This window comes from Terrisporobacter petrolearius (assembly GCF_020748185.1).
GTDB classification, from domain to species: domain Bacteria; phylum Bacillota; class Clostridia; order Peptostreptococcales; family Peptostreptococcaceae; genus Terrisporobacter; species Terrisporobacter petrolearius.
Genome location: NZ_JAHZMO010000047.1, coordinates 1 through 24,133 on the forward strand (window position 1 = coordinate 1; position 24,133 = coordinate 24,133).

Sequence of the window (24,133 nt, forward strand, 5' to 3'; positions counted from 1 at the left end):
GGAATATATTTATTTCTACAATCACGAACGTGTACAAATAAAAAATGGCATGAGTCCAGTTGAATACCGAACACATGCCGCTTAAAGTGCCTTTTTTATGAGTGTCTACTTGACAGGGTCATAACTAATGAAGGAGCTTTTATTGATAAAAACTAATAATTTTGGTATTATTTATGTGTGTATTATAAAGAGAGGGGTTTTTTATATGATAATAAGAAAATCACAAATTAGAACAGATGAATCTAATTTAAAAGATGGAAAGGGATTAGTTAAAAGAGAATTTATAGTTGAAGGTGACAACTTAAGGGGAAAGGCAAAATTATTTTCAAAAATAACCATACCAGTAGGAAATTCTATAGGAATGCATGACCATATAGATGACTTTGAAATTTATTACATAACAAAGGGTAAAGGAAAAGTTTTAGATAATGATGAGTTTGTAGAAGTACATGAAGGTGATGCAATATACACTGCTGATGGAAACAAACACTGCATAGAAAATATAGGTAATGAAGATTTAGAATTTATAGCTGTTGTAATAAATGAGTAATAAAAAACTCTAGGATATTCCTAGAGTTTTTTATTACAAATTAAAATTTAACCTGTAATATAGTATAATTTTATTATCATATATTAAACATTTTTAAAGTTTAAATATACATTTTTGAAAAAAATGTTATAATAGTAAATAGTGTTATTTTAATATAATATGGAGGATTTAAATGAGCAATACGAAATCACAAATAAAAGATATAATAATGGATTTCTCAAATGAAAACTTAAATAAAGATTTTACACAAAAGAGTACGGAAATCCTAGACATACTAGAAGATGCAAATAGAGAAATATTAGAGACTTCAAGAACTGATATATGGGCTGCTTCTATATTAAACATAGTGTTAGATATGAACGGAGTATTTAACAAAAAACATTCAATGTATATGACAAAGAAAGATTTTTCTCAAAAAATAGGAGTATCAGCAGGAACGATAAAAAATAAAGCTGAAACTGTTAAAGAAATCTTAAACTTACAAGAAAATGACGTAAGAGTAATGATAACTTCTGCAAATGATACGACTGATAATGTAGAAGAAGAAGAAATAGTAGCTAAAAAAGAAGTTGCTGTAACAACTGAATCACAAGTTGAAGAAGTAAAAGACGAAAAACAAAAATTGTATCAACATTTCATGCAATTAGCTCATGAATCAAATGAGTTAAAAGAAAAAGTTGAAAACTTTGAAAATGCTATAAAAGTTGCAGTTGAAATGATTGAAAATAATGGTGAAGTTATATATTGGGAAGATGAAATAACAAAACCATATATGATAGCTTTACAAGATTTAGGAAATTTATTTAATAATAACAAAGACTATGATTCGGCTAAAAGAGTATATGAATTATTATTGAATTTAAATCCACAAGACCATCAAGGTATAAGATATAAATTAATAAATATGTTTATAGATAAAAATGATAGAAAAGAAATAAATGATTTATTTGCAAGATATAAAGATGATAAAACTGCAATATGGTTATACAGTAAAGCTTTATACTACTACAAAAACAACAATATATTTATGGCAAAGGATGCATTAAAAGATGCAGTAAATACAAATAAGTATATAGCATTAAAATTAATAAAATGGACTGCTTTTATGCAAATGTCAGGAGTATATATAAACCCTGTATTATTTAACGAAGCAAACTTCTATTGTGAAGAGTCAATAAACTTATGGAAAAAAACTAAAGGATCTATAGATTGGTTATTAAAAAATGTATTAAAAAAATAAGGCTGTGTTTATACAGCCTTATTTTTTATACTAATATATGGCTTGCCCATGAGGGAAGGGAATTTTAAGCAACGGACCAAGTTGTTGGCGCATAATTTTATATATCAAGTTTTAAATCTCCAGGTTTTATTAAATTTTTATTTCTCATAAACTTAGCTATAGTAAGAGTTAAGATAGCTGGTAAAATAAAATGAAGAAGCAAAATTCCTATCCACATCATAGAACCACCTTTTCCAGCAGCCTCCATAGCTGTAACAGTACCAAATTGCCCAACTAAGCCACAAGTACCCATACCAGAACCTATTGGAATATTCTCCATTTTAAATACTGTAGTAGATAAAGGTCCAATAATAGCTGATGCTAATGTTGGAGGTATCCAAATTTTCCAGTTCTTTATTATATTTGACATTTGTAACATAGAAGTTCCTATTCCTTGTGCAAACAAGCCACCCATGCCATTTTCTTTATAGCTCATTACTGCAAAACCAACCATTTGGCAACAACAACCAACTGTCGCAGCACCACCGGCTAGTCCACTAAGTTCTAACATTATACAAATGGCTGCACTACTTATTGGCAAGGTTAGGGCTATTCCAACTAATACAGCCACTAAAGCACCCATAAATATAGGCTGCATTTCAGTTGCTTTCATAATTAGATTTCCAAATGTAGTCATAAATGCAGATACGGCAGGACCAGTAAACTGTGCAACTAAAACACCAATTATAATAGTCACTGCTGGAGTTACAAGTATATCAATCTTTGTTTCTTTAGAAACAATTTTACCAAACTCAACTGCAAATATAGTAGCTACAAAAGCTCCTACAGGACCGCCTAACTCATTTCCGCAAGCACCAACTAAGGCGCAAGAAAACATAACCAAAGGAGGTGCTTGAAGTCCATAGGCAATAGCAACAGCAATTGCAGGACCTGTAACTTGTTTAGCTAGTGGATTTATTACATCTGTAAATAAACTTATTCCAAGCCTATCTCCTAAAGTATTAAAAATAGTACCGATTAATAATGAAGCAAAAAGTCCAAGAGCCATATAGCTTAAGGCATCAATTAAATACCTTTGTACAGATATTTCTATATTTTTATCTTTAGCGAGTTGTTTTAGGCTTCGCCTATTTCTAAATTTCCCCATTATAAAACTCCTTTCAACAATAATCACCTTTACAAATATTATAATTAGTTTTATTTTTATATACAAATATTATTAATAATTTAACATAAAAATATTTAGTTTTAAAAATCACAATAATGATAATAATTGAACTATAGAAGAAAAAGAAGATAATTGTTATCATTTATAATAAATTGAAAATGAAAAATAGTGAGATTTAATAAGACAATTTGAATTATTTTGAAATAATATTTATTATAAATATTACAAGGATTTATAATAGATATAAATAATTATAATAGTAAATAAAAATATTATATTAAGATATATTAGTACGATTAAACAACATTGATTTAAGGAGGGTGGAGATGAAAAAAGTTGATAAAGATAAAAAAGTTATATTCATTGTTGTACTTCTTCCTTTATTATTTTTTGTTCAATATTATCTTTTTAAGTCTGGAGATATACCTCCTATGATTAAAGGTGTAAACATTAAGATAATAGAAGGAGAGTATATACAAGATATAGATAAATATGTAGTTAAACTTGGGGACAACGTAGTATTATCAGCAGGAGATTATATTAAAATTCCTGGCTATGCAAAAGATCCAAATATAAAGTTTACTATTTTAGACAATACAAAAACAATAAGACTTAAAAACAATAATAATAAAGAAAAAAATACCGTGATATTAAAAGCGTTAAAAACTGGTTATACTTCCGTGGCAATTATGCAAAATTCTCGAGTACTTCAAAAGGCAACTATTAGAGTTGTTGACCCTTCTATAGAAGATTTAAATGTATCTGTGGATGGTACATTAAAGTACGTTGGTGATGAAGCAGAGATTAGTAGTTCTGTAGAAGTAGATTATAAAGAATTTAATAATTCGTATAATGTAACTTATGAAAGTTCAAATGAAAATGTATTACAAGTGATTAATAATAAAATTAAAGCTGTTGGAGTTGGAAAAGCAACAATATATGCAAAATCAAAGGATAAAGTTGAGGCAAGAAGATATAATATTGTAGCTAAACTTAAAGGTATTGAAATAAATAATAGTTTTGATATAGCAGTAGGAGAAGCTATAAAGTTAAAACCTAAAATAATAACTGCTCCTAAAAATTTAACTCCACCAAGAATTTCATATAAATTTTCTCAATCTAAGCTACCTGTTGAAAGGGCAGTAACTTTTGAGGAGGATGGAACTATAGTTGGTATAAGACAAGGCAGTGAAAAAATAACCATAAGCTGTGGAGAAGGAGAAAATAAGAGAATTGAAGTAGTAACAATAAATGTAAAAGAAGGAACTTTAGAAAATAGTATGGTGAGAAATTTGTTTTCTAAATACATTATTGAAGATAATAAGCTTAAAATCGCTTTAAGTTGGGATATTTTAAATGGTGCTACAAATTATGATATTTATATCAAAGATGATATAAAAGGTGATTCAGGATTTGAGTTATATAAATCTATAACTCAAGAATCTTTTCTAAAAAACTCAAATATTATGATAAACATAGATTTAGATGAAGATATTGAGGAGATAGCATATGAAATATACGTAGTTGGAAGAAATGAAGAAGGAACATCTAAGCCAAGTAATATAGAGAGTATAAAAGATACTATTATAAAGGATGAAGAAGAAGATGAAGAAGATGAGGAAGAAAAAGAAGAAGTACCTAAGGATCAAACTTAATTTATTCATAATATATAGATATTCTAATATATATTAGTAAAAAGAATAATTTAGGAGAGAATTATATTGGAAAGAAGAGCTAAGAGAATTAACGAGATATCTAAAAATCTTGCAGAAGAAGCATATAAGGCTTATGCTGGTAAAAGAGATTATAAAAGAGCCTTAGAGATATATTGCTTATTAGCTGAGTCAAAATGTGTTCCAAAAGAAATCTCAAATTTTTCTAAAAATATGATGGGTAGGCTAAGTAAAAAAATTGAAGATACCCATCAGTAATAGACTTTAAGTCCCATTTTATATGGGGCTTTTTTCATGAATTAAAACCTTCAACCATCATAAATATTCATAATAACTAATATAATTAATATAGAATTTTATTTACTTATAAAGGGAGGTGATTAATATAGATTATGAAGTAGTTGTTAAATATAATGGTGATATCTTAAAGCTAGAAGATGAACTAGGAGTGGATGTTGAAATATTAAGCCCTACTTATGCCATAATAATAGCCGATAATCCAAGTAAATTCGATGAATTATTAAATTATAGTGAGATAGAATACGTGGAGAAACCATTTATATTAGAAACACAAGATGTACAAAGTTTTTCTGGTACAGGTATAATAGGTTTTAAACTCAGAACAAGATTAACTGGAAAAGGTACAATTTTAGGTCTTATTGACTCTGGTATAGATTATACTATTCCTATTTTTAGGGATGCTAGTGGAAAGTCAAAAATATTATATTTATGGGATCAATCTATTAAAGGAACACCGCCAGAGGGATTTAAATCAGGATCTTTATATACTAATGAAGATATAAATCAAGCTATAAATGGTGAAAAAGATATACCCATATCAATAACAGCAGCTCATGGGACTCATGTATCAGGAATAGCTGCGAGTATTGCAAATGATGCGGATATAATTTTTGTTAGAGTTGGGAATAGACAGACAGATTATTATTCTAGAAGTACGGAGTTTATGAGGGCAATTAAATTTATCTTAGACAAAGCACTTGAATTAACGAGGCCGGTAGCAATAAATATTAGTTATGGTAGCAATGAAGGATCTCATAGAGGTTTATCCTTGTTTGAACAATATATTGATGATAAATGTTTATTTTGGAAAAACAATATAGTAGTTGCAGCAGGTAACAATGCCAATAAAGGAGGGCATAAAAGAATTCAACTTACAGAAAATTTAGATCAAGATGTGGAAATTGTTATTGGTGAAGATGAAATGATTATTAATATAAATATTTGGCCCAATTTTATAGATGAGTTTTCAATAACAGTAACAAATCCATCGAATCAATCATCTCAGGCTTTATCAATGGATAATCCTAATTTGAATAATACCTTGGGCAACACAATAGTTACAGGAGTTTTCTATCCAATTGAACCATATTCTCTTGCCAGAAGAGTTACCATAAGGTTATCTACTATGTCGCTTGAACAAGGTATAAACTCGGGAATATGGAGACTGAGATTTAGTCCAATAAAAATAGTAAATGGGCAAATAGACTTATATTTACCAACATCAGAAGGTATAAGTCCAAATACAAGATTTCTTTCACCTAGTAATATATTAACAGTAACAGTTCCAGGAACAGCAACTAGGGTTATAACAGTAGGAAGTTTTGACTCAAGGACAGATACAGTATCAATTTTTTCGGGAAGAGGAGATGCAAGTTTAGGAATTTATAAACCAGATATATTGGCTCCTGGTGAAAATATTTTATCATTTTTACCGGGGGGAACTACAGGAGCACTTACAGGCACAAGTATGGCAACCCCACATGTAACGGGAGTGTGTGCCTTGTTAATGGAGTGGGGGATAGTTAAAAGAAATGATTTGTTTTTGTATTCTCAACGATCCAAAGCTCTTTTACTAGATAGTGCAAGAAGAATAGAAGGACAGTCTTATCCATCAAATGAACTGGGTTATGGATTTTTAGACATGAGAAATATTACACTTCGATCTTATATAAATAATGAAATTGATGGTTTATTTAGAACCAGTAAGAATAGTAATGACATTAATATTAGAGACAATGACACTAACAAAGATGTTTTTGTTATCACAAGAGAAGGGTTTTTAGATGAATTAAAAAGAATAGGATTAGAAAATGATTTTACAAGGCTATCGGAAAATACAGGCATTTTAAATACTAAAAACAGTAGCGAAGATGTCTTATTACAATTATTTGAATCAGAAGTTACTGTTAGGTCAACCGAAGTTGTAAGTATGGATCCATTAGGTAAACCATATCCGGGAGAAACTGGAGGAGTAAATGCAAATGAGGAAATAGGTGTTAATTTTATAAAAAATAATCCTAATATGGATATAACAGGAAGAGGGGTACTTATTTGTATAGCAGATTCTGGTATAGACTATTTACATGAAGATTTTATATATGAAGAGGGAACTAGTAAAATAGCTTATATATGGGATCAGACGAAAGAAGGAAACCCTCCTAATGGATTTTTTATAGGGACAGAATATACAAAAGAAGATATTAATAGAGCTATAGCTACAAAGGATGATAGTTTAACAGAAGATGAAACAGGTAGTGGAACATTGATTAGTGGAATATGTGCAGGGCTTGGTAGAGTAAAAAAAGAGTACGAAGGTGTGGCACCACAGGCAGAATTAGTAATAGTAAAATTAAAAACAGAAGAAGGTTTTACAAATAATGCTTATTTTTATATAGCAAGACAGTATGCGATTTCTAAATCACAAGAACTTAAAAAGCCTATAATAATGACTGATTCTGTAGGCAATATTTTACAGGGGGGATATATAAGTGGAATTGTAGGAACTGAGCTAAATTTATTAAAAGGATATTGTGAAGTTGGGGCAGTTGGAAATGAAGCTAATACTCAAACTCATACTACTGGAAGAATTAATAGCGTGGGAGAAAGTAGGGATGTGGAATTTGAAGTAACAAAAACTGAACCTTTTTTGCGAGTTTATATATGGGTAGATAGACCAGATGAAATAAATGTAAAAATTATATCTCCAACTGGAGAAGAAAGTAAGGACATTTATGTAAGTTATTATATAGCAGTCGATGGAGAATTTAATTTTGAAAATACTAAATATATAATAAGTTATGTATATCCAACTATTTTCTCTGGTCAACAATTAGTGCAAATTATTTTTTATAATATAACAAGAGGTAGATGGAAAATAAGATTAACAGGGGCGTTTATAATAAGCGGGAAATACAATATCTATATGGATAATAAGGTTTTTTTAAATGAGGGAACAAATTTTTCGAATTCAGACCCATTTTATACTGTTAACTTCCCGGCAATTCAAGATTATCTTATATCAGTAGGAACATATGATTTGCAAAATAATAATATATGGCCACCATCATCTAGAGGGCCTAATATACAAGACGAGTTAAATCCTAATATTATAGCTCCTGGGGTAAATATAATTGGACCATATCCAAATAATACTTATGGTAAATTAACAGGAACAGCAGCATCAGCAGCTTATGTAAGTGGAGCCTGCGCCTTATTTTATCAATATACAATAGTAGACAATAAATATCCAAGACAAGGATTCATACCTAATGTTAAAGCATTTTTAGAACTAGGTGCAAGAAGAAATGAAGGTACAATATATCCTAATAATATAGGAGGATATGGCGTATTAAATGTTAAAGGTACATTTGAACAATTTAGATAGGAGGTGAATAAAAAATTAGAATAAAGGAAGATTCATATATTATATTATATAAATTGCCAATAGAAGAAGTTAAAAATAGTCTAAAAGATAATGGTATAGATAACTTTATACCTTTAAATAAGCAGGCTGGGATTATTTATACACCTAAAGATTATGATTCAAAGAAACTTAATAGCATAGATGTGATAGATTGGTGGGAAGAATCTGTATCTATGAGTACACTAATTAATATTACAGAGAATTTAAAAGATGGAGTAAATACTTTAGATGCTTCTGGTATAAGTAATTTTATCAATCCTTATGCGAATTTAACTGGAGAAGGTATTTTAGTTGCCATCATAGATTCTGGAATAGACTACTTACACCCAGACTTTATAAAAGATGATGGTACTAGTAAAATAGTATCCATATGGAATCAAGAAAGTGATAAATCAAATCCACCAATTGGTATGACTTTTGGCTCAGAATATTCAAATGAAGAAATAAACGAGGCAATAAAAAATAACAATGGAGATTTATGTATAGATAAAATTGGAACAGGAACTATAGCAGCTGGAATTATTGCTTCTGGAGGAAAAATAGAAGAGACTTATAAAGGAATTGCTCCAAATGCCCAGTTAATAGTAGTTAAATTAAGGAAGTACAAAGACACGTATAGTAAAGATAGAATAAATTATGAGAGTTCAGATTTTTTGGCAGCTATATCTTATGTGATTTCAGTATCAAAAAAATTAAATAAGCCTTTAATAATTAATTTTTCTGTAGGCGCCACATCAACATCCATATATAATTTATCAATTCTTAATACTTTTACAGAATTATCTCAATCAGGAACAGTAATTGTAAGTGGTGCAGGAAATGAAGGAAATACAGATACACATTACTATGGTAAATTTAGTAAAGGTACATCATTTAACGAAAATGATTACCAAGATGTTATATTACAAGAAGGAGAAGGTAAAAATATTGATATTACTATAAATTTTCTTGGACCAGATAAAGTTAAGGTAGCCATAATATCACCATCAGGTGAAATTAGTCAATTGTCTGAATATGTTCCTGATAATTATAAAATTAATGGTAGTTTCAATTTAGAAAATACAAATTATTCTATGGAATATATTCTACCGTGGCTGTTATCAGGTGGTACTGTTATAAAAATTAAACTGAATGATATTAAGCCAGGCATATGGACTATTAGAATTATTCCAGAGTATATTATAAATGGTAATTACAATTTATATATACCAAATAGAAATATTATATCCCCAACAACCAGATTCTTAGATGGAGATTCCTCTTATACTATTACAAGGTTTGGACTTCTAAAATATGTAATAACTGTGGGAGTTTACAATGAAAAGACAAATTCCATGTGGCTTGGATCATCAAAAGGACCACATGGTGAAAATAAAATTAAACCTGATATTGTAGCTTCTGGAGTAGATGTTATTTCCACTTTTCCAAATAATGCTTACAATACAGGTACTGGAAGTGGAATAAGTTCTTCCATAGTTTGTGGAATCCTGGCATTAATAATGGAGTATATTTTAAAGCAAACTCATTTACCAAGGTACTCTCTTTATAATGAACCGCTAAAAACATATTTAATGATTGGAGCAACTCAAAATAGTTTATATACCTACCCAAACATATCACAAGGCTATGGTTTGTTAAATTATCAAAATACATTAATGAAAATTGCTAAGAATATCGATTAAATTTATTATAAAATTAAAATTAAATATGAATTATTATAGTAATTTGGTGAAAAATAATAAAAAAGCTGATAAAAGGAGGTACAATTTGAATACAAAAAAAGACAACGCAAATCATGAGGTTAATAGACAACTTAGTGGAAAAGACAATGAAAGATTATGCTCAACTACTCCAGTGAATAGTGGTTATACAGCAGCCATACTAGATAAAGATGAGGAGTATCCAAATAGTAAGGTTCCTATTCCTTCTTTAGAAAGTGTAATAGAAGCAAAAGATTGGGTAGATAATGGTAGTAGAACTTAAAATAATAAAAAAATAGGGAGTGAAACTCCCTATTTTAATTTATTGAAACAAAGCATAAGTTTGGACGTGATTTTATACATAAAATGTAATAACATTTAGAAAATACGTATTGACATTACTTATTAATTGATATATTATTTAAATTACCAAAATTAATAAACACAAATAAATGCTATGAAGGGAAGAGTAATTATATTTTGAAGTTAAAGCGAGCTGGTGATGGTGGGAGTCCAGTACAGATTTTATAATGAAAAACATCCTTGAGCTACTAAGAGAAATCTTTTAAGAGAGTAGATTTAGTCGGAGCCAAACCGTTATCATATTGGTGATGTATAGTAGTACATAAGTAAAGTTGAACTTGATTAAAGTTAAATTAGGTGGTACCGCGGAAGTATAGTCTTTCGTCCTAAGTATTTAGGATGAAAGGCTTTTTTGATTTTAATTATTATATACTGTCTTTAATTAAAACTGTATAAATAGGTAATATTAAGGCAATAAAAATAAAAAATTAGTTTTTATTAAACAATATTTTTCTTATTTTAATTAATGTATAATATTAATAAAGAATATTTTTAAATAAAATAGATAAAATACTTAAGTAGGAGGTAAAATTATGCAAAAAAACTTTATAGAAATAAAAGATCTTTACAGAGATAAAGAACAATATATAGACAAAAATGTAAAAATAGCTGGGTGGATAAGAACATCTAGAATATCAAAAAACTTTGGATTTATAGAATTAAATGATGGTTCATTCTTCAAAAATATGCAAGTTGTTTTAGATGATAAATTAGAAAACTTTAAAGAAATAGGGAAGTTACCAATAAGCTCTTCTGTATTAGTTGAAGGTAAGCTAGTAGCTACAGAAGGGGCAAAGCAACCTGTTGAAATACATGCAACAAAAATAGTATTAGAAGGCGAATCTGATAATTCATATCCTTTACAAAAGAAAAGACATACAGTTGAATATTTAAGAACAATTGCTCACTTAAGACCAAGAAGTAATATGTTCTCAGCAGTATTTAGAGTAAGAAGTGTGGCAGCTTATGCTGTACATAAATTCTTCCAAGAAAGAAACTTCGTATACTCTCACTCTCCAATAATAACAGGTAGTGACTGTGAAGGTGCAGGAGAAATGTTTAGAATAACAACTCTAGATTTAGACAATGTTCCAAAAACTGAAGAAGGAAAAATAGATTACTCTGAAGATTTCTTTGGAAAAGAAGCTAACTTAACAGTTTCAGGACAATTAAACGCAGAAATAATGGCACTTGCATTTAGAAATGTTTATACATTTGGACCAACTTTTAGAGCAGAAAACTCTTATACAGGAAGACATGCTTCAGAATTCTGGATGATAGAACCAGAAATAGCTTTTGCTGACTTAGAAGACAACATGGAACTTGCTGAAGATATGGTAAAATACATAATAAGTTATGTACTAGAGCACTGTCCAGAAGAAATGGAATTTTTCAACGCATTTGTAGACAAAGGATTATTAGACAGATTAAAAAGCATAGTAAGCTCTGATTTCGTAAGAATAACTTATACTAAAGCGGTAGAATTATTACTTGAATGTGGAGAAAAATTTGAATACCCAGTAGAGTGGGGAATAGATTTACAAACTGAGCATGAAAGATATATTACAGAACAAATATATAAAGCTCCAGTATTTGTAACTGACTACCCAAAAGATATAAAAGCATTTTACATGAGATTAAACGAAGATGGAAAAACAGTTAGAGCTATGGACTTACTAGTTCCAGGTGTTGGAGAAATCATAGGAGGGTCTCAAAGAGAAGAAAGACATGATGTATTATTAGAAAGAATCGACGAATTCGAATTAAATAGAGAAGATTACTGGTGGTATTTAGAACTAAGAAAATTCGGTACTGCTACTCACTCAGGATTTGGTTTAGGATTTGAAAGAATGATAATGTACTTAACAGGTGTATCAAACATAAGAGACGTTATACCATTCCCTAGAACTCCTAAAAACTGTGAATTCTAATTAAAATAATAAAATATAAGAACTTATTATGATTTAATTATAATAAGTTCTTTTTTTGTATATATATAAATATAGCCTTTTGCAGGAGGTGATTAATATAAAAAAGATAAGTATTAATTTTGATGATGATTCAAATAAAACTATTTACTTTCAAGTTCCACAAGAAGAAAGAAAAGTTGATATCCACATTTACGCAGATTTTAATGAAGATTTTCAAGTATGTATTATAAACCCAAATAATAAAAGATCCAAATTTATTTCAAATGATATGCCAATTATAAAAAATAAAATAGATAATGTTAAAATAAAGGGAGAGACATATATATTTAATGGAAATAGTTACCATAAGAAAATAAGAATTACATTAGTAGCAAATGATGAAAAAGAAAATATATGTGAAGGTATATGGAAACTTTTATTTATACCTAAGGATGAAGTAAGAGGAACGATTAATGTTTATACTAGCTTTTCTAGTTCTTTTTATGATTTAAAAAAGCTTATGAAGTTAAATAGACAGTTGCCATCGTATTTTAATACTACGAATAACTATGTTATTTTATATAAACCAGGTTTTGAAGAAGATTTAAAAGAAATAGCTCCTGATTACGATTTTTTAAAAATAAGTGATGACTTAGGTGTGCTATCTGCATATGTTAATCATCAAAACATAAATTCAGTAGAAACGTTAAGAAATGCACTATCTATTAATAGTATAGATAGAATTTTAAGCCTTGTAAGCCCAAACTCACTTTCAATTATTACACAAGGAACCACAAATGGAGTTAATGCAAATGAAGAAATAGGAGTAAACTTTTTAAAAAATAATCCAAACATATCTTTAAGTGGAAAAGGAGTACTAATTGGTTTAATTGATACAGGAATAGATTATTTACATCCAGATTTTATATACGATGATAATACGACAAAAGTTGTATCATTATGGGACCAAAGTAAAGATGGCAAACCTCCACAAGGGTTTTACATTGGTAGTGAATATACTAAAGACGATATAAATAATGCAATACTAAATAATGACAATTCATTATCAATTGATGATGAAGGTAGTGGAACAATGTTAGCAGGAATATGTGCTGGAATGGGAAAAGTAAATAAAAATTATGTAGGTGTAGCTGAAGGCGCAGAGTTAATAATAGTAAAAATGGGAAAATTTAATGGAGATTATAATAATGCCATGGTAACTGCAGGATTCGAGTATATTAAGCAAAAAGCTAGGGAATTTCAAAGGCCAGTTGTAGTTAATTTTGGATTCGGAAATAATAGCCTTGCGGGAGTATCAGAGAGAAATTTAAGTGATTTAACTTTTTATGAAAAAGGAGTTTCCTTAGTAAATGCAGCTGGAAATGAAGGAAATACGGATACTCATAATAGTGGAAGGTTATTATTTAAAAACGATGTAAAAACCATAGAATTAGAAGTAAATAATTTTGAAGAAAATATTAATATTGATATATGGCTTAATAAACCAGATATAGCAAGAGTAGCTGTATTATCACCTAGTGGCGAATTAACTAGAGATGTAGATGTATCTATATATAATACAGTGGTTGGAATTTTGGACTTAGAAGGTACAATTTATTCAATCACATATATATTTCCTACATTATTCTCTGGACAACAACAAGTTATAATTAAATTAACTAATGTACCAAAGGGTATCTGGAAAATAATATTAACTGGACAATATATAATAGATGGGGAATATAATGCTTATTTGTCAAATCGAGCTATATTGAAACCAGGTACAAAATTTACTAACTCAGATCCAAATAAAACTATAAATTATCCTGCTACATACAACGACAATATTACTGTAGGTGCCTATAATACTATTGGCAATAGTATATGGCCATCATCATCTAGAGGCAACACTATAAGTAATATTCTTAAGCCAGATATTGTAGCACCAGGAGTAAATATAATTGCCCCATATCCAGGAGGTGGATATGCAACTGTAACAGGAACTGCACCAGCAGCAGCTTATACATCAGGATGTATAACGTATTTATTGCAACATAATTTTGTAAATGAAAATTATCCTAGATTAGGATTCGTTCAAGAAATAAGGACATATTTAAGAGCTGGGGCTACAAGACTTGATAATATATCATATCCTAATAATAATTTAGGTTATGGTTTTTTAAATATAAGAGGATCATTTTACCAATTGAGGTAGGTGGAAAATTATATGAGTAAATCTTATGCTATTATAGAATAATCTTGATTTTTTAGAGGAGATAAAATATGAATAATGTGTAGATTAAAAATAAAATAAGAGTATAATTACAAATTTAATTACCTACTTAGATATTTTTATTGATTTAGATACTTACAATTTTATATTTATATAAGATTTAGGAAGTGAAGAAAGAAAACAGCTAGGCCTAAGGAGTTATTAGTTATAAAATCATTGGATTTAATATTTGGGATAATTTAATATGAATATCAAACATAAGCGACATTATACCACGCCAAAGAACTCCTAAAAACTTTAAATTCTAAATTGAAATAAAAAATATAAGGACCTATTATAATTTAATTATAATAAGTTCTTTTTTTGTATATATATTAATATAGCCTTATACAGGAGGTGATTAATATTGAAAATATAAATATGAGTTTTAATGCTGATTCAAATAAAACTATTTCCTTTCAAGTTCAACAAGAAGAAAGGGAAGTTGATATTCACATTTATGCAGATTTTAATGAAGATTTTCAAGTATGTATTATAAGTCCAAATAACAAAAAATCTAAATTTATTTCAAATGATATGCCCATTGTAAAAAATAAAATAGACAATGTGAAAATAAAGGGAGAGACTTATATATATGAGGAAAATAGTTACGTTAAGAAAATAAAAATTATATTATCAGTAGATGATGAAAAAAAATATATATGTGAAGGTAAATGGAAACTTTTATTTGAATTTAAGGAAAAAGTAAGAGGAATAATTAATTTGTATATTAATTATTCCAGTGCATTTTATGATTTAAAGAATTTTATGAAACTAAATAGACAATTGCCATCGTATTTTAATACTAAGATTGACTTTGTTGTTTTATATAAACCAGGTTTCGAAGAAGATTTAAAAGAAATAGCTCCTAATTATGAGTTTTTAAAAATAAGTGATAGATTAGGTGTATTATTTGCATACGTTAATCATCAAGATATCAATTCAGTAGAAACGTTTAAAAAAGTGCTATCTATTAGCAGTATAGATTTAACGCTAAATCTTGTAATATACAACTCTCTTTCCATTATTTCACAGGGGACTGAAGATGGTGTTAACGCAAATGAAGAAATAGGAGTGAATTTTTTTAAAAATAATCCAAACTTATTTTTAAATGGAAAAGGAGTATTAATTGGTTTAATTGACACAGGAATAGATTATTTACATCCAGATTTTATATATGATGACAATACAACAAAGATTGAATCAATATGGGATCAAAGTAAAGATGGAAAACCTCCTGAAGGATTCTACATTGGTAATGAATATACTAAAGAAGATATAAATAATGCAATAATAAATAATGACAAGTCATTATCAGTTGATGATGAGGGAAGTGGAACGATGTTGGCAGGAATATGTGCAGGAATGGGAAAAGTAAATGAAAATTATGTAGGTGTGGCTGAAGGAGCAGAGCTAATAATAGTAAAAATGGGAAAAGTTGATGGAAATTATAATAATGCAATGGTAACTGCAGGATTTGATTATATTAAGCAAAAAGCTAGGGAACTTCAAAAGCCAGTTGTAGTTACTTTTGGATTTGGAAGTAATAGTCTTGTGGGAGTGTCACAAAGAGATTTAACAGATTTAACTTTTTATGAAAAAGGAGTTTCTTTAGTAAATGCAGCAGGAAATGAAGGAAATACTGATACCCATAATAGTGGAAGGTTATTAAACAAAAATGATGTAAAATCTATAGAATTTGTAGTTAATGATTTTGAAGAAAGTATTAATATCGAAATATGGCTTAACAAACCAAATATAGCAAGAGTGGCTGTATTATCACCTAGTGGTGAATTAACTAGAGATGTAGATGTATCTATTGTTAATACAGTAGTTGGAATATTGGACTTAGAAGGTACAATTTATTCAATCACATATAGATTTCCTACATTATTTTCTGGACAGCAACAAGTTATAATTAAATTAACTAATGTGCCAAAGGGTATTTGGAAAATAATATTAACAGGAACATATATCATAGATGGAGAATATAATGCATACTTATCAAACGGTGCATCTTTGAAACTAGGTACAAAATTTACTAACTCAGATTCAAATAAGACTATAAATTATCCTGCCACATATAATGATAATGTTACTGTGGGTGCCTATAATACTATTGATAATAGTATATGGCCCTCATCTTCTAGAGGTAATACTATAGATAACCAATTTAAGCCAGATATTGTAGCACCTGGAGTAAATATAATTGCCTCATATCCAGGAGGTGGATATGCAACTATTACGGGAACTGCGCCAGCGGCGGCTTATACATCAGGTTGTATAGCGTATTTATTGCAAAATAATTTTGTAAACGAAAATTATTCTAAACTAGCATATGTTCAAAAAATAAGAACGTATTTAAGAGCTGGAGCTACAAGACTTGATAATATATCATATCCTAATAATAATTTAGGTTATGGTTTTTTAAATATAAAAGGTACATTTTACCAGCTAAGGTAGGTGAAAAATATATGAGTAAATCTTATACTATTATATATTCCGGGGATATAGCTGATGGGCTAACCAGAAATAATATAACTAATTTTATGATATTAAATAATAGGCTGGCAGTAGTATATGAAGATGATCTATTTGACGAAAATATACTGGCTACCATTTCACAAGTTTCTTATTATACAAGAGAAGAAGAAATGAGCTCACTTATAAATATAACTAATAGATTAGATATTGGAGAAACAGTACGACTAGCTTCGGGAATAAATTACGTTGATACAAATCCTTATATTACAGCTAGCGGAAAAGGTATACTAATAGCAATAATAGATTCCGGTATAGAATATCTTCATCCAGACTTTATAAATAATGATAATACTAGCAAGATTGTATCTATATGGGATCAAAGTAGCAATAAAAAGCCACCCCCAAAGGGAGCAATATTCGGAAGTGAATTTACAAGAGAAGACATTAATAAGGCGATTAAAGAAAATAATGATACTTTGACAAAAGATGAAGTAGGTACTGGAACTATTGCAGCAGGGATATGTAGTGGAAGAGGAAATTTAAATTCTGGTTATTCAGGAGTGGCAGTTGATAGTGAATTAGTAGTTGTAAAACTTAGAGAATATGAGGATAGATTTAAAGTAGGTATAAAAAATTATGTTGATACTGATTTCCTAGCTGCAATAAAGTATGTTTTAAATATAGCAGAAAAAGAAAATAAGAGTATAATCATAAATTTAACATTAGGAGCCAAAACTTCATCGGGAAATTTAACTACTTACTTAGATACTTTTGTTGATTTAAGTAGATCAAATACTATACTTGTATCAGGTGCAGGAAATGAAGGAAATACTGATATTCATTATAAAGGAAGTTTTAATAATGAACCTTATCTTGATATAAAAATACAAGTTGGAGAGCAAAAATCCTTAGATATAAGCGTAGCTGGAATAGGTCCAGATAAACTTGGATGCATGATTATATCTCCATCAGGAGAGCTAAGTTATAGATTAACTTATGCTCCAGACAATTATGTTTATTATGGCACATTTAATTTAGAAAATACAACCTATGCTATGAGAATAGAATATCCGTATTTTTTTACTGGAAACCTATTATTAAGAATACATTTAGGTAATATTAAACCAGGTATCTGGACTTTAAGGTTATATCCGGAATTTACTATAAGCAAAGAGTTTCATATTTATCTTCCTAATAAAAATTTAATTTCAACGGATACCAGATTTATAGATCCAAACTCGTTTTTTACAATAACTAAGCTTGGGTTTGGAGAAAATGTAATTACAGTAGGAGCTTATGACAGTAAAACTTCTAGTCTATGGGTAGGTTCTTCTAAAGGTTCTACAGGAGAGCAAAGGCAAATAAATCCAGATATAGTAGCTCCTGGTGTAGATTTAATTTCTACATTTATAAATAAATCGTACACCACATCTACAGGAACGGGTGTTAGTAGTTCTTTAGTTTGTGGCGCACTAGCTGTAATTATGGAATATGTAGGCGAACAAGGTGAATTTGAGAAAAGTCGTATGACTACAAAAGTTTTAAAAACTTTTTTAATGTTAGGTGCAGATAAACAAGATATATACATTTATCCAAATGAATCCTATGGTTATGGAAATTTAGATTTAAAGAGTACAATAGAAGCCATTGCAAATCTTATATAATTTAATTACTTTATTTAATATAAAAATATAAATAATTTTTAATTTTGGAATTCAAATTATTTGACTATATTAATATAAAGAATTATATTTAATTATAGAAGAAAATTTAAGGAGTGAATGAAATAGATGATTAATAGTGGACTTGTAATTGAAGGTGGAGGGATGAGAGGTGTATATACTGCTGGAGTATTAGATTTTTTTATGGAAAAAGACTTATATTTTGAAGATTGCTATGCAGTATCAGCAGGTGCTTGTCATGCAGCCAGTTATTACTCAAAGCAAATAGGCAGATCATTGAAAGTGATCGTAGATTATATTCATGATAAAAGATATTGTAGTGTTAATAGTTTAATAAAAACAGGTGATATGTTTGGAGCCGAAATGCTTTATGATATAATTCCAAATGAATTAGTATTATATGACTATGATACTTTTAATAAATTTAAGGGTAATTTTTATTCAGTTATTACAAATTGCAAAACTGGAAAAGCCGAATATGTAAAAATAAAAGATATGAAAAAGGATATAGTTGCAGTTAGGGCGTCTAGCTCTCTACCATTACTTTCTAGAATTGTAGAAATAAATGGTGAAAAATATTTAGACGGAGGTATTAGTGATTCGATTCCAATAAAAAAATCTATAGAAGATAATCATAAAAAAAATGTAGTAATATTAACGAGAGATAAGACTTATAGAAAGACGAAGGCTAGTTTTTTACATTTATTTAAACTGAAATATAAAAAATATCCAAACTTAGTAAAATCAATTGAAAATAGATATAAAATGTATAATGGAACCATAGATTTTATTGAAGAAAAAAGAAAAAGCGGTGAAGTTTTTGTAATACAACCAAAAGGTCCAGTTAGTATTAGTAGAGTAGAAAAAGATAAGACAAAGTTAAAAGCTCTTTATAATGAAGGTTACAATGATGCAAAAGAATGTTATGAAGATTTAATAAAATATATAAATGAAAAATAAAAAGCACTTAATTAGTGCTTTTTATTTTTTTATACAATAGTTTTCCAAATTAATTTGTTGTCTATAAATTCAGTATCAATTTTTCCTTCGTCATGTAGATATGATAAAAAGGAACGTACAGTACTACCTATTAAAACATATTGATTAAAATCCATTTTCAAATTATAGAATGAAAATACCCTTTGTAAAATTTCTTCAAAGATTAAATTATCTTCACAAAATTCACAAATTTTATAACAAATCTCTTTTACTTTATTAATATTTATATCTGCTAAATAAGTAATATCTTCATATGTGTCTGAATGGGATGGAATAAATAACCTGCCTTTAAGGTTTTTTACTTTTTCTAATGTGTTTAAATATTCTTTTACATCATAAATAAAAGATAGATGGTACTTATTTATTATATTTTCACCAAATAAACAATCACCAAGAAAATATATATTATCATCAGTTTTAATTCCAATCATTTGAAAAAAATGACCAGGAAGATTTATATATTCTAAGCCCTTTGGAAGATTATTATCCACATCACCAGTAATATTACTTGCTGTTGCCATTAAAAACTTATTTCTAAGTTCTTTGCAAGGATATCCTCCATATAAAAACGACGGCTCTAAAATAGGGTAGGAAGTAAAAGTATTTTCTATTGGTGTTGATATTATTTGGCAGTTCCATTTTCTTTGTAAAAAATTATTACCGCCAATATGGTCTCCGTTGGAATGAGTATTAATTATAAGTTTTAAATTCCATTTATTTTCATTTAAAATTTTATTTATTTTTCTTCCAGCATCTTTGTCATTACCACTGTCTATTAAACACACATCATTATCATTTATCTTATAAATTCCTATTTTTGCAGGACTATTTATATAGTAGGTCTTTTCACCTGCTTGAACTAATTCATACATATTAACACCTCCTTGTATCTTGCAAGTATATACAAAGATTGTATAGAAAATTCATTATTAAAACAACATAAGTTGAAAGTATACAAATTTGTAAGTATTAAGACAAGAAATTAATGAAATATTAATAATGAATTAAGGTATAATTAAGAAAACTTTGCTATAATTCATAAATGTAATAAGGTAATCTATTTTGAAGTGAGTCAGGAGGGGAAAATGAAGATGAATATAAAAAAAAACTTAAATAAAAGTAAGTATGATAATTATTCAAAAGAAAATGGTAGCTTAAATATAAAAGAAAATATTAATTATTTCACTATAGAAAAAGACAAAAAGGGTAACTGTCCTAAATGTGAAAATTCAGTTAGTAAAAACCATATTTATTGTAGCAACTGTGGTGAAGTTCTAGAAAATATTAAAAGTAAAAGAGAAAAATTTATAAACCAAGAAGGTGAAAAAACAAGATTTAAAGATATCGCATCGAATTTTGATTTAAGAAATGGATTGAAGGCAGCAGGTCTAGCTATTGCAATATTATTTGCTATTTCTTTAATCATTAAATTAATATTATTTGGAAGTAATAATCAAATTAATGAACTAATAAATCCATTACATATTATGCTTTTTAGTAATTTAGCTAGTGTGAATATTTTTATGTCCCTTTTTATGAATAGTGCTCAATCAAGTGTTAACTTTGGTCTTTTAATTTTATTAATATTACCAATTGTGTCACTAATACTACCATATAGAATGTTTGTTAAAACAAGAAATACATCTTTTATAGCTCATGTGAAAAATTCCTTAGGAGTAGCAATAATTTATGCTATTATGCTGTGTATAATATCTAAATTATCTCAAGTGGAAGTTAACTTGTCTAACGGATTTAGTAAAAATGGGTATGGGATTTTATTTGAATTTAGTACATTTAGTGTTTTATTTAAAGGATTCGTAATAAGTTTTATTTCTATGTTATTTATGGGGATAAAAAAAGAATATGAAAAAGAAAACATGGTTGCTAATTTATCAAAACTAGCTTTAAAAACTATTTTTACAGGATATATAATAGTTTTTATAATATCTGTAGTACTTAATTTTGCTAATATTAATTACGTTTTTGATTTAGGATTAAACTCTTATGCAAATGATGTGTCTTTAGGTATACTTTTAAGCCAACTTTCCATGTATTTGTGGTCATTTGCAAATTTAGTGCCTGTAAGCCTTGGTAGTGGATATTTATCAATATTATCTTTATTTAATTCAAATATTTCTTTAGATCTAATTTTACTTTTAGGGGCTATTATGGCTTTATCAGCTTTAATATTCATAATAGTTGGTTGTAAAATTGAAAGTAAATATACGAGCAAAAATATAAAACCAGTGATAATCTTTAGTGGATGTTATGCAGTAATTATGGCTATAATTGGTTTTTTAACAACTATTTATATAGGAAATAATGCCGCATCTATGCTAAGTTCTTTAAGCCCTATGCAATTGGGATTCAACTTTGTAATAGGGTTGATTGCTTCATATATATATAGCTTTATAATGACTTTAATCGGTTATAAATTAAATATTTTTAATTAATTTGGAGGAAGAAAATGAAGGATATTAAATTTTCTAATATACAAAAAGAATCAGAAAAAATAAAAATAAAAAAACATATAAATGATTATGAAGATTTAAAAGCACAAGCATTATTAAAATTAGGAATAATGACTTATGATAAAATAAGAAAAGGCGAAATGATTGACGAAGAGTTTAACTTATTATGTGATGAAATAAAGGATTTTGATATAGAAATTTATACAAAACATATGCAACTTAGAAATTTTGAAAATAAAAGTAACAAGATTGTTTGTAAATGTGGTTATATTGCTTTTAAAAATGAAAAGTTTTGTCCTCAATGTGGCAAAAGTTTAATTGAAAAAGAAAAATCTTATATAATTTGTAACCATTGTAAACAAGAAACAGAAAAGGATTCAAACTTCTGTGTATGCTGTGGTAGTAAAATAAAAGAAGAAGCTACAAACTACTATGATGAAGTTTATTTTGTAAATGAAGAAGCAAAGATTGATGATACTACAATTGAAGAAGTACCAGAAGTAAGCATGACAGATGAAGATTCTGGGAAGGAGTTTTTAAAGGAGAAAGAAGAAATAGCTTTAGAAGAAGATGATTTTCAAGATAAAATAGTAACAAATAACAGTGTAATAGAAACAGATTCTATAGAAATCGAAGGAAGAGAATTTTTAAAAGGTCACCAAGACAATAGATCAGAATAAAATAAAAATAAGAGATGTGAGAAGTCAATAATCAAGCTTTTTATATCTCTTATTTTTGTATTATAGAAACTGTTATTTACAATATTGTAAATAATGATTATTATATTATAATAATTGTAAGAAATTTGATTTATTTATTAAGATGAAATGATTAAATTTATATGGTAGAATATAATGTAGTGAAAAATTTTGGAGGGATAATATGAAAAAAAGGAAAGCAAAGTCAAACAGTGAAAGTGAATATGATACTTTTAGTATTACTATGGAGTTGGAAAGACCTTTGCTTTACAATGATGAAAATAATGCAGACAAAAATAATAAGCTAAACAAAGAGAATAAGTCACAAATAAGAAAAAAAAGAATTATAACTCTTTTAACTGTATTAACAATATTTGTAATAGGTTTTTTCATATGGCTAAGCAATGGATACTCTTTACAAAAAGAAGATATGAAGTATTTACAAGGTAACTCTAAAGTTGAGGTTACTGTAAAAGGAGATTACACATACTTTACTCCCAAGAATGTAAGTGCAACAAAAGGATTTATTTTTTACCCTGGAGTAAGAGTAGATTCATCATCTTATGCAAAGTTATGTAATGATGTTGCAAGTTATGGGTACAAGGTAGTAGCTGTAGATATGCCTTTTAATTATGCTAATTTTGGAAAAAACAAGGCGAATAAAGTAATTGAAGATAATCCTAAAATTACAAAATGGGTTATAGGTGGAGATTCTCTAGGTGGAACTGTTGCTTGTGAATATGCTGTAAACAATAAAAATGTTGAAGGAATAGTATTAATATCATCATATCCAAGAGACAATATAAGTGAACTAGGTTTCAAAGTGTTATCTCTTTGGGGAAGCAAAGATAATGTTGTAGATTATAAAGAATTAATTAATTCTAAAGGACAACTACCAAAAGATACAAAATATGTAGAAATAGAGGGAGCTAATCATTCACAATTTGCTAATTATGGCATGTATGGTGGAGATGGAGAGGCTTTAATAAGTAGGGATGAACAAATGGATATAACAGTGAGAAATATAGTTAATTTTTTATATAATATACAATAATAAAAGAGTTTGCATTTGCAAAGAGTGTGTGAAAAAAACTCTGTAAATAACAAAATTCAACAGCTTTCTATGATAATATTTAATTATTATAGGAGGCTGTTTTATTATGGGAAAAAGAAAACAAAAGCTTAGCGAAGGAAAAAGA

General features: G+C 28.2%; 18 protein-coding genes and 1 other annotated feature. Of the genes, 16 read left to right on the forward strand and 2 right to left on the reverse strand.

Translation table 11 applies throughout. The features are described from left to right. Positions 1–7: 7 nt before the first annotated feature. The 3 genes from K0040_RS21540 (at position 8) to K0040_RS17145 (ending at position 1,790) form a co-directional block, all read left to right on the forward strand. Entirely contained in the window at positions 8–85 is a 78-nt protein-coding gene (locus tag K0040_RS21540) for an IS3 family transposase (protein WP_369123745.1), read from the forward strand. Positions 86–205: 120 nt separating this feature from the next. Then, positions 206–550 (forward strand): cupin domain-containing protein, encoded by a 345-nt coding sequence (locus K0040_RS17140; RefSeq protein WP_228109956.1) that lies wholly within the window; start codon positions 206–208, stop codon positions 548–550. A gap of 172 nt (positions 551–722) precedes the next feature. Then, positions 723–1,790, forward strand: coding sequence for a DUF6398 domain-containing protein (locus K0040_RS17145; protein ID WP_228109957.1), 1,068 nt, complete (start codon positions 723–725; stop codon positions 1,788–1,790). Positions 1,791–1,887: 97 nt separating this feature from the next. Here the strand turns inward: K0040_RS17145 and K0040_RS17150 are convergent, their stop codons facing one another. After that, positions 1,888–2,937 carry a PTS sugar transporter subunit IIC gene (locus K0040_RS17150; protein ID WP_228109958.1) on the reverse strand — a complete coding sequence of 350 codons (1,050 nt, stop codon included), beginning with the start codon at positions 2,935–2,937 and terminating at the stop codon, positions 1,888–1,890. 347 nt (positions 2,938–3,284) lie between these two features. Here K0040_RS17150 and K0040_RS17155 point away from each other — a divergent pair, with 347 nt between their 5' ends. From K0040_RS17155 to K0040_RS17210, 10 genes are all read left to right on the forward strand, one after another. Beyond that, positions 3,285–4,613 carry an Ig-like domain-containing protein gene (locus tag K0040_RS17155; protein WP_228109959.1) on the forward strand — a complete coding sequence of 443 codons (1,329 nt, stop codon included), beginning with the start codon at positions 3,285–3,287 and terminating at the stop codon, positions 4,611–4,613. A 66-nt stretch (positions 4,614–4,679) separates the two neighbouring features. Then, complete coding sequence (locus K0040_RS17160) at positions 4,680–4,889, forward strand: hypothetical protein (protein ID WP_074918279.1); 210 nt, start codon at positions 4,680–4,682, stop codon at positions 4,887–4,889. 118 nt (positions 4,890–5,007) lie between these two features. Further along, on the forward strand, positions 5,008–8,316 hold the full coding sequence (gene cspBA / locus K0040_RS20785) for a bifunctional germination protease/germinant receptor pseudoprotease CspBA (protein ID WP_316719973.1): 3,309 nt from the start codon (positions 5,008–5,010) through the stop codon (positions 8,314–8,316). Positions 8,317–8,357: 41 nt separating this feature from the next. Then, positions 8,358–10,037, forward strand: a complete 1,680-nt coding sequence (gene cspC, locus K0040_RS17180) for a bile acid germinant receptor pseudoprotease CspC (RefSeq protein ID WP_331476356.1) — start codon at positions 8,358–8,360, stop codon at positions 10,035–10,037. 85 nt (positions 10,038–10,122) lie between these two features. Further along, positions 10,123–10,338: a CDIF630_02480 family spore surface protein gene (locus K0040_RS17185; RefSeq protein WP_228109961.1), complete on the forward strand. Its 216-nt coding sequence runs from the start codon at positions 10,123–10,125 to the stop codon at positions 10,336–10,338. 165 nt (positions 10,339–10,503) lie between these two features. Next, positions 10,504–10,750, forward strand: a binding site (T-box leader). A gap of 201 nt (positions 10,751–10,951) precedes the next feature. After that, entirely contained in the window at positions 10,952–12,349 is a 1,398-nt protein-coding gene (gene asnS, locus K0040_RS17190) for an asparagine--tRNA ligase (protein WP_228109962.1), read from the forward strand. A gap of 88 nt (positions 12,350–12,437) precedes the next feature. After that, positions 12,438–14,543 carry a S8 family serine peptidase gene (locus K0040_RS17195; RefSeq protein ID WP_228109963.1) on the forward strand — a complete coding sequence of 702 codons (2,106 nt, stop codon included), beginning with the start codon at positions 12,438–12,440 and terminating at the stop codon, positions 14,541–14,543. Between the two features lie 438 nt (positions 14,544–14,981). Continuing rightward, positions 14,982–17,063 carry a S8 family peptidase gene (locus tag K0040_RS17200; protein WP_228109964.1) on the forward strand — a complete coding sequence of 694 codons (2,082 nt, stop codon included), beginning with the start codon at positions 14,982–14,984 and terminating at the stop codon, positions 17,061–17,063. Between the two features lie 11 nt (positions 17,064–17,074). Next, complete coding sequence (gene cspC / locus K0040_RS17205; protein WP_228109965.1) at positions 17,075–18,748, forward strand: bile acid germinant receptor pseudoprotease CspC; 1,674 nt, start codon at positions 17,075–17,077, stop codon at positions 18,746–18,748. Positions 18,749–18,874: 126 nt separating this feature from the next. Next, entirely contained in the window at positions 18,875–19,726 is an 852-nt protein-coding gene (locus tag K0040_RS17210) for a patatin-like phospholipase family protein (RefSeq protein ID WP_228109966.1), read from the forward strand. Between the two features lie 29 nt (positions 19,727–19,755). Here the strand turns inward: K0040_RS17210 and K0040_RS17215 are convergent, their stop codons facing one another. Next, positions 19,756–20,637, reverse strand: coding sequence for an MBL fold metallo-hydrolase (locus K0040_RS17215; protein WP_228109967.1), 882 nt, complete (start codon positions 20,635–20,637; stop codon positions 19,756–19,758). A gap of 213 nt (positions 20,638–20,850) precedes the next feature. Between K0040_RS17215 and K0040_RS17220 the strand changes: the two genes are divergently transcribed. The 3 genes from K0040_RS17220 (at position 20,851) to K0040_RS17230 (ending at position 23,988) form a co-directional block, all read left to right on the forward strand. Continuing rightward, positions 20,851–22,218 (forward strand): Rcat domain-containing protein, encoded by a 1,368-nt coding sequence (locus K0040_RS17220; RefSeq protein ID WP_228109968.1) that lies wholly within the window; start codon positions 20,851–20,853, stop codon positions 22,216–22,218. A 14-nt stretch (positions 22,219–22,232) separates the two neighbouring features. Beyond that, on the forward strand, positions 22,233–22,916 hold the full coding sequence (locus K0040_RS17225) for a zinc ribbon domain-containing protein (protein ID WP_228109969.1): 684 nt from the start codon (positions 22,233–22,235) through the stop codon (positions 22,914–22,916). 202 nt (positions 22,917–23,118) lie between these two features. Then, the gene (locus K0040_RS17230) at positions 23,119–23,988 is read left to right on the forward strand and encodes an alpha/beta hydrolase (protein ID WP_228109970.1); all 870 of its coding nucleotides are present in this window, start codon (positions 23,119–23,121) and stop codon (positions 23,986–23,988) included. Positions 23,989–24,133 lie beyond the last annotated feature (145 nt).

What these genes read in the sequence shown, in the direction of transcription:
- K0040_RS17155 (WP_228109959.1), top strand. Translation starts at nt 3,285, where the DNA reads ATGAAAAAAGTTGATAAAGATAAAAAAGTTATATTCATTGTTGTACTT.
- asnS (WP_228109962.1), top strand. Translation starts at nt 10,952, where the DNA reads ATGCAAAAAAACTTTATAGAAATAAAAGATCTTTACAGAGATAAAGAA.
- K0040_RS17150 (WP_228109958.1), bottom strand. Translation starts at nt 2,937, where the DNA reads ATGGGGAAATTTAGAAATAGGCGAAGCCTAAAACAACTCGCTAAAGAT.
- K0040_RS17225 (WP_228109969.1), top strand. Translation starts at nt 22,233, where the DNA reads ATGAAGGATATTAAATTTTCTAATATACAAAAAGAATCAGAAAAAATA.
- K0040_RS17220 (WP_228109968.1), top strand. Translation starts at nt 20,851, where the DNA reads ATGAAGATGAATATAAAAAAAAACTTAAATAAAAGTAAGTATGATAAT.
- cspC (WP_228109965.1), top strand. Translation starts at nt 17,075, where the DNA reads ATGAGTAAATCTTATACTATTATATATTCCGGGGATATAGCTGATGGG.
- K0040_RS17230 (WP_228109970.1), top strand. Translation starts at nt 23,119, where the DNA reads ATGAAAAAAAGGAAAGCAAAGTCAAACAGTGAAAGTGAATATGATACT.
- K0040_RS17200 (WP_228109964.1), top strand. Translation starts at nt 14,982, where the DNA reads ATGAGTTTTAATGCTGATTCAAATAAAACTATTTCCTTTCAAGTTCAA.
- K0040_RS17140 (WP_228109956.1), top strand. Translation starts at nt 206, where the DNA reads ATGATAATAAGAAAATCACAAATTAGAACAGATGAATCTAATTTAAAA.
- K0040_RS17215 (WP_228109967.1), bottom strand. Translation starts at nt 20,637, where the DNA reads ATGTATGAATTAGTTCAAGCAGGTGAAAAGACCTACTATATAAATAGT.
- K0040_RS17145 (WP_228109957.1), top strand. Translation starts at nt 723, where the DNA reads ATGAGCAATACGAAATCACAAATAAAAGATATAATAATGGATTTCTCA.
- K0040_RS17210 (WP_228109966.1), top strand. Translation starts at nt 18,875, where the DNA reads ATGATTAATAGTGGACTTGTAATTGAAGGTGGAGGGATGAGAGGTGTA.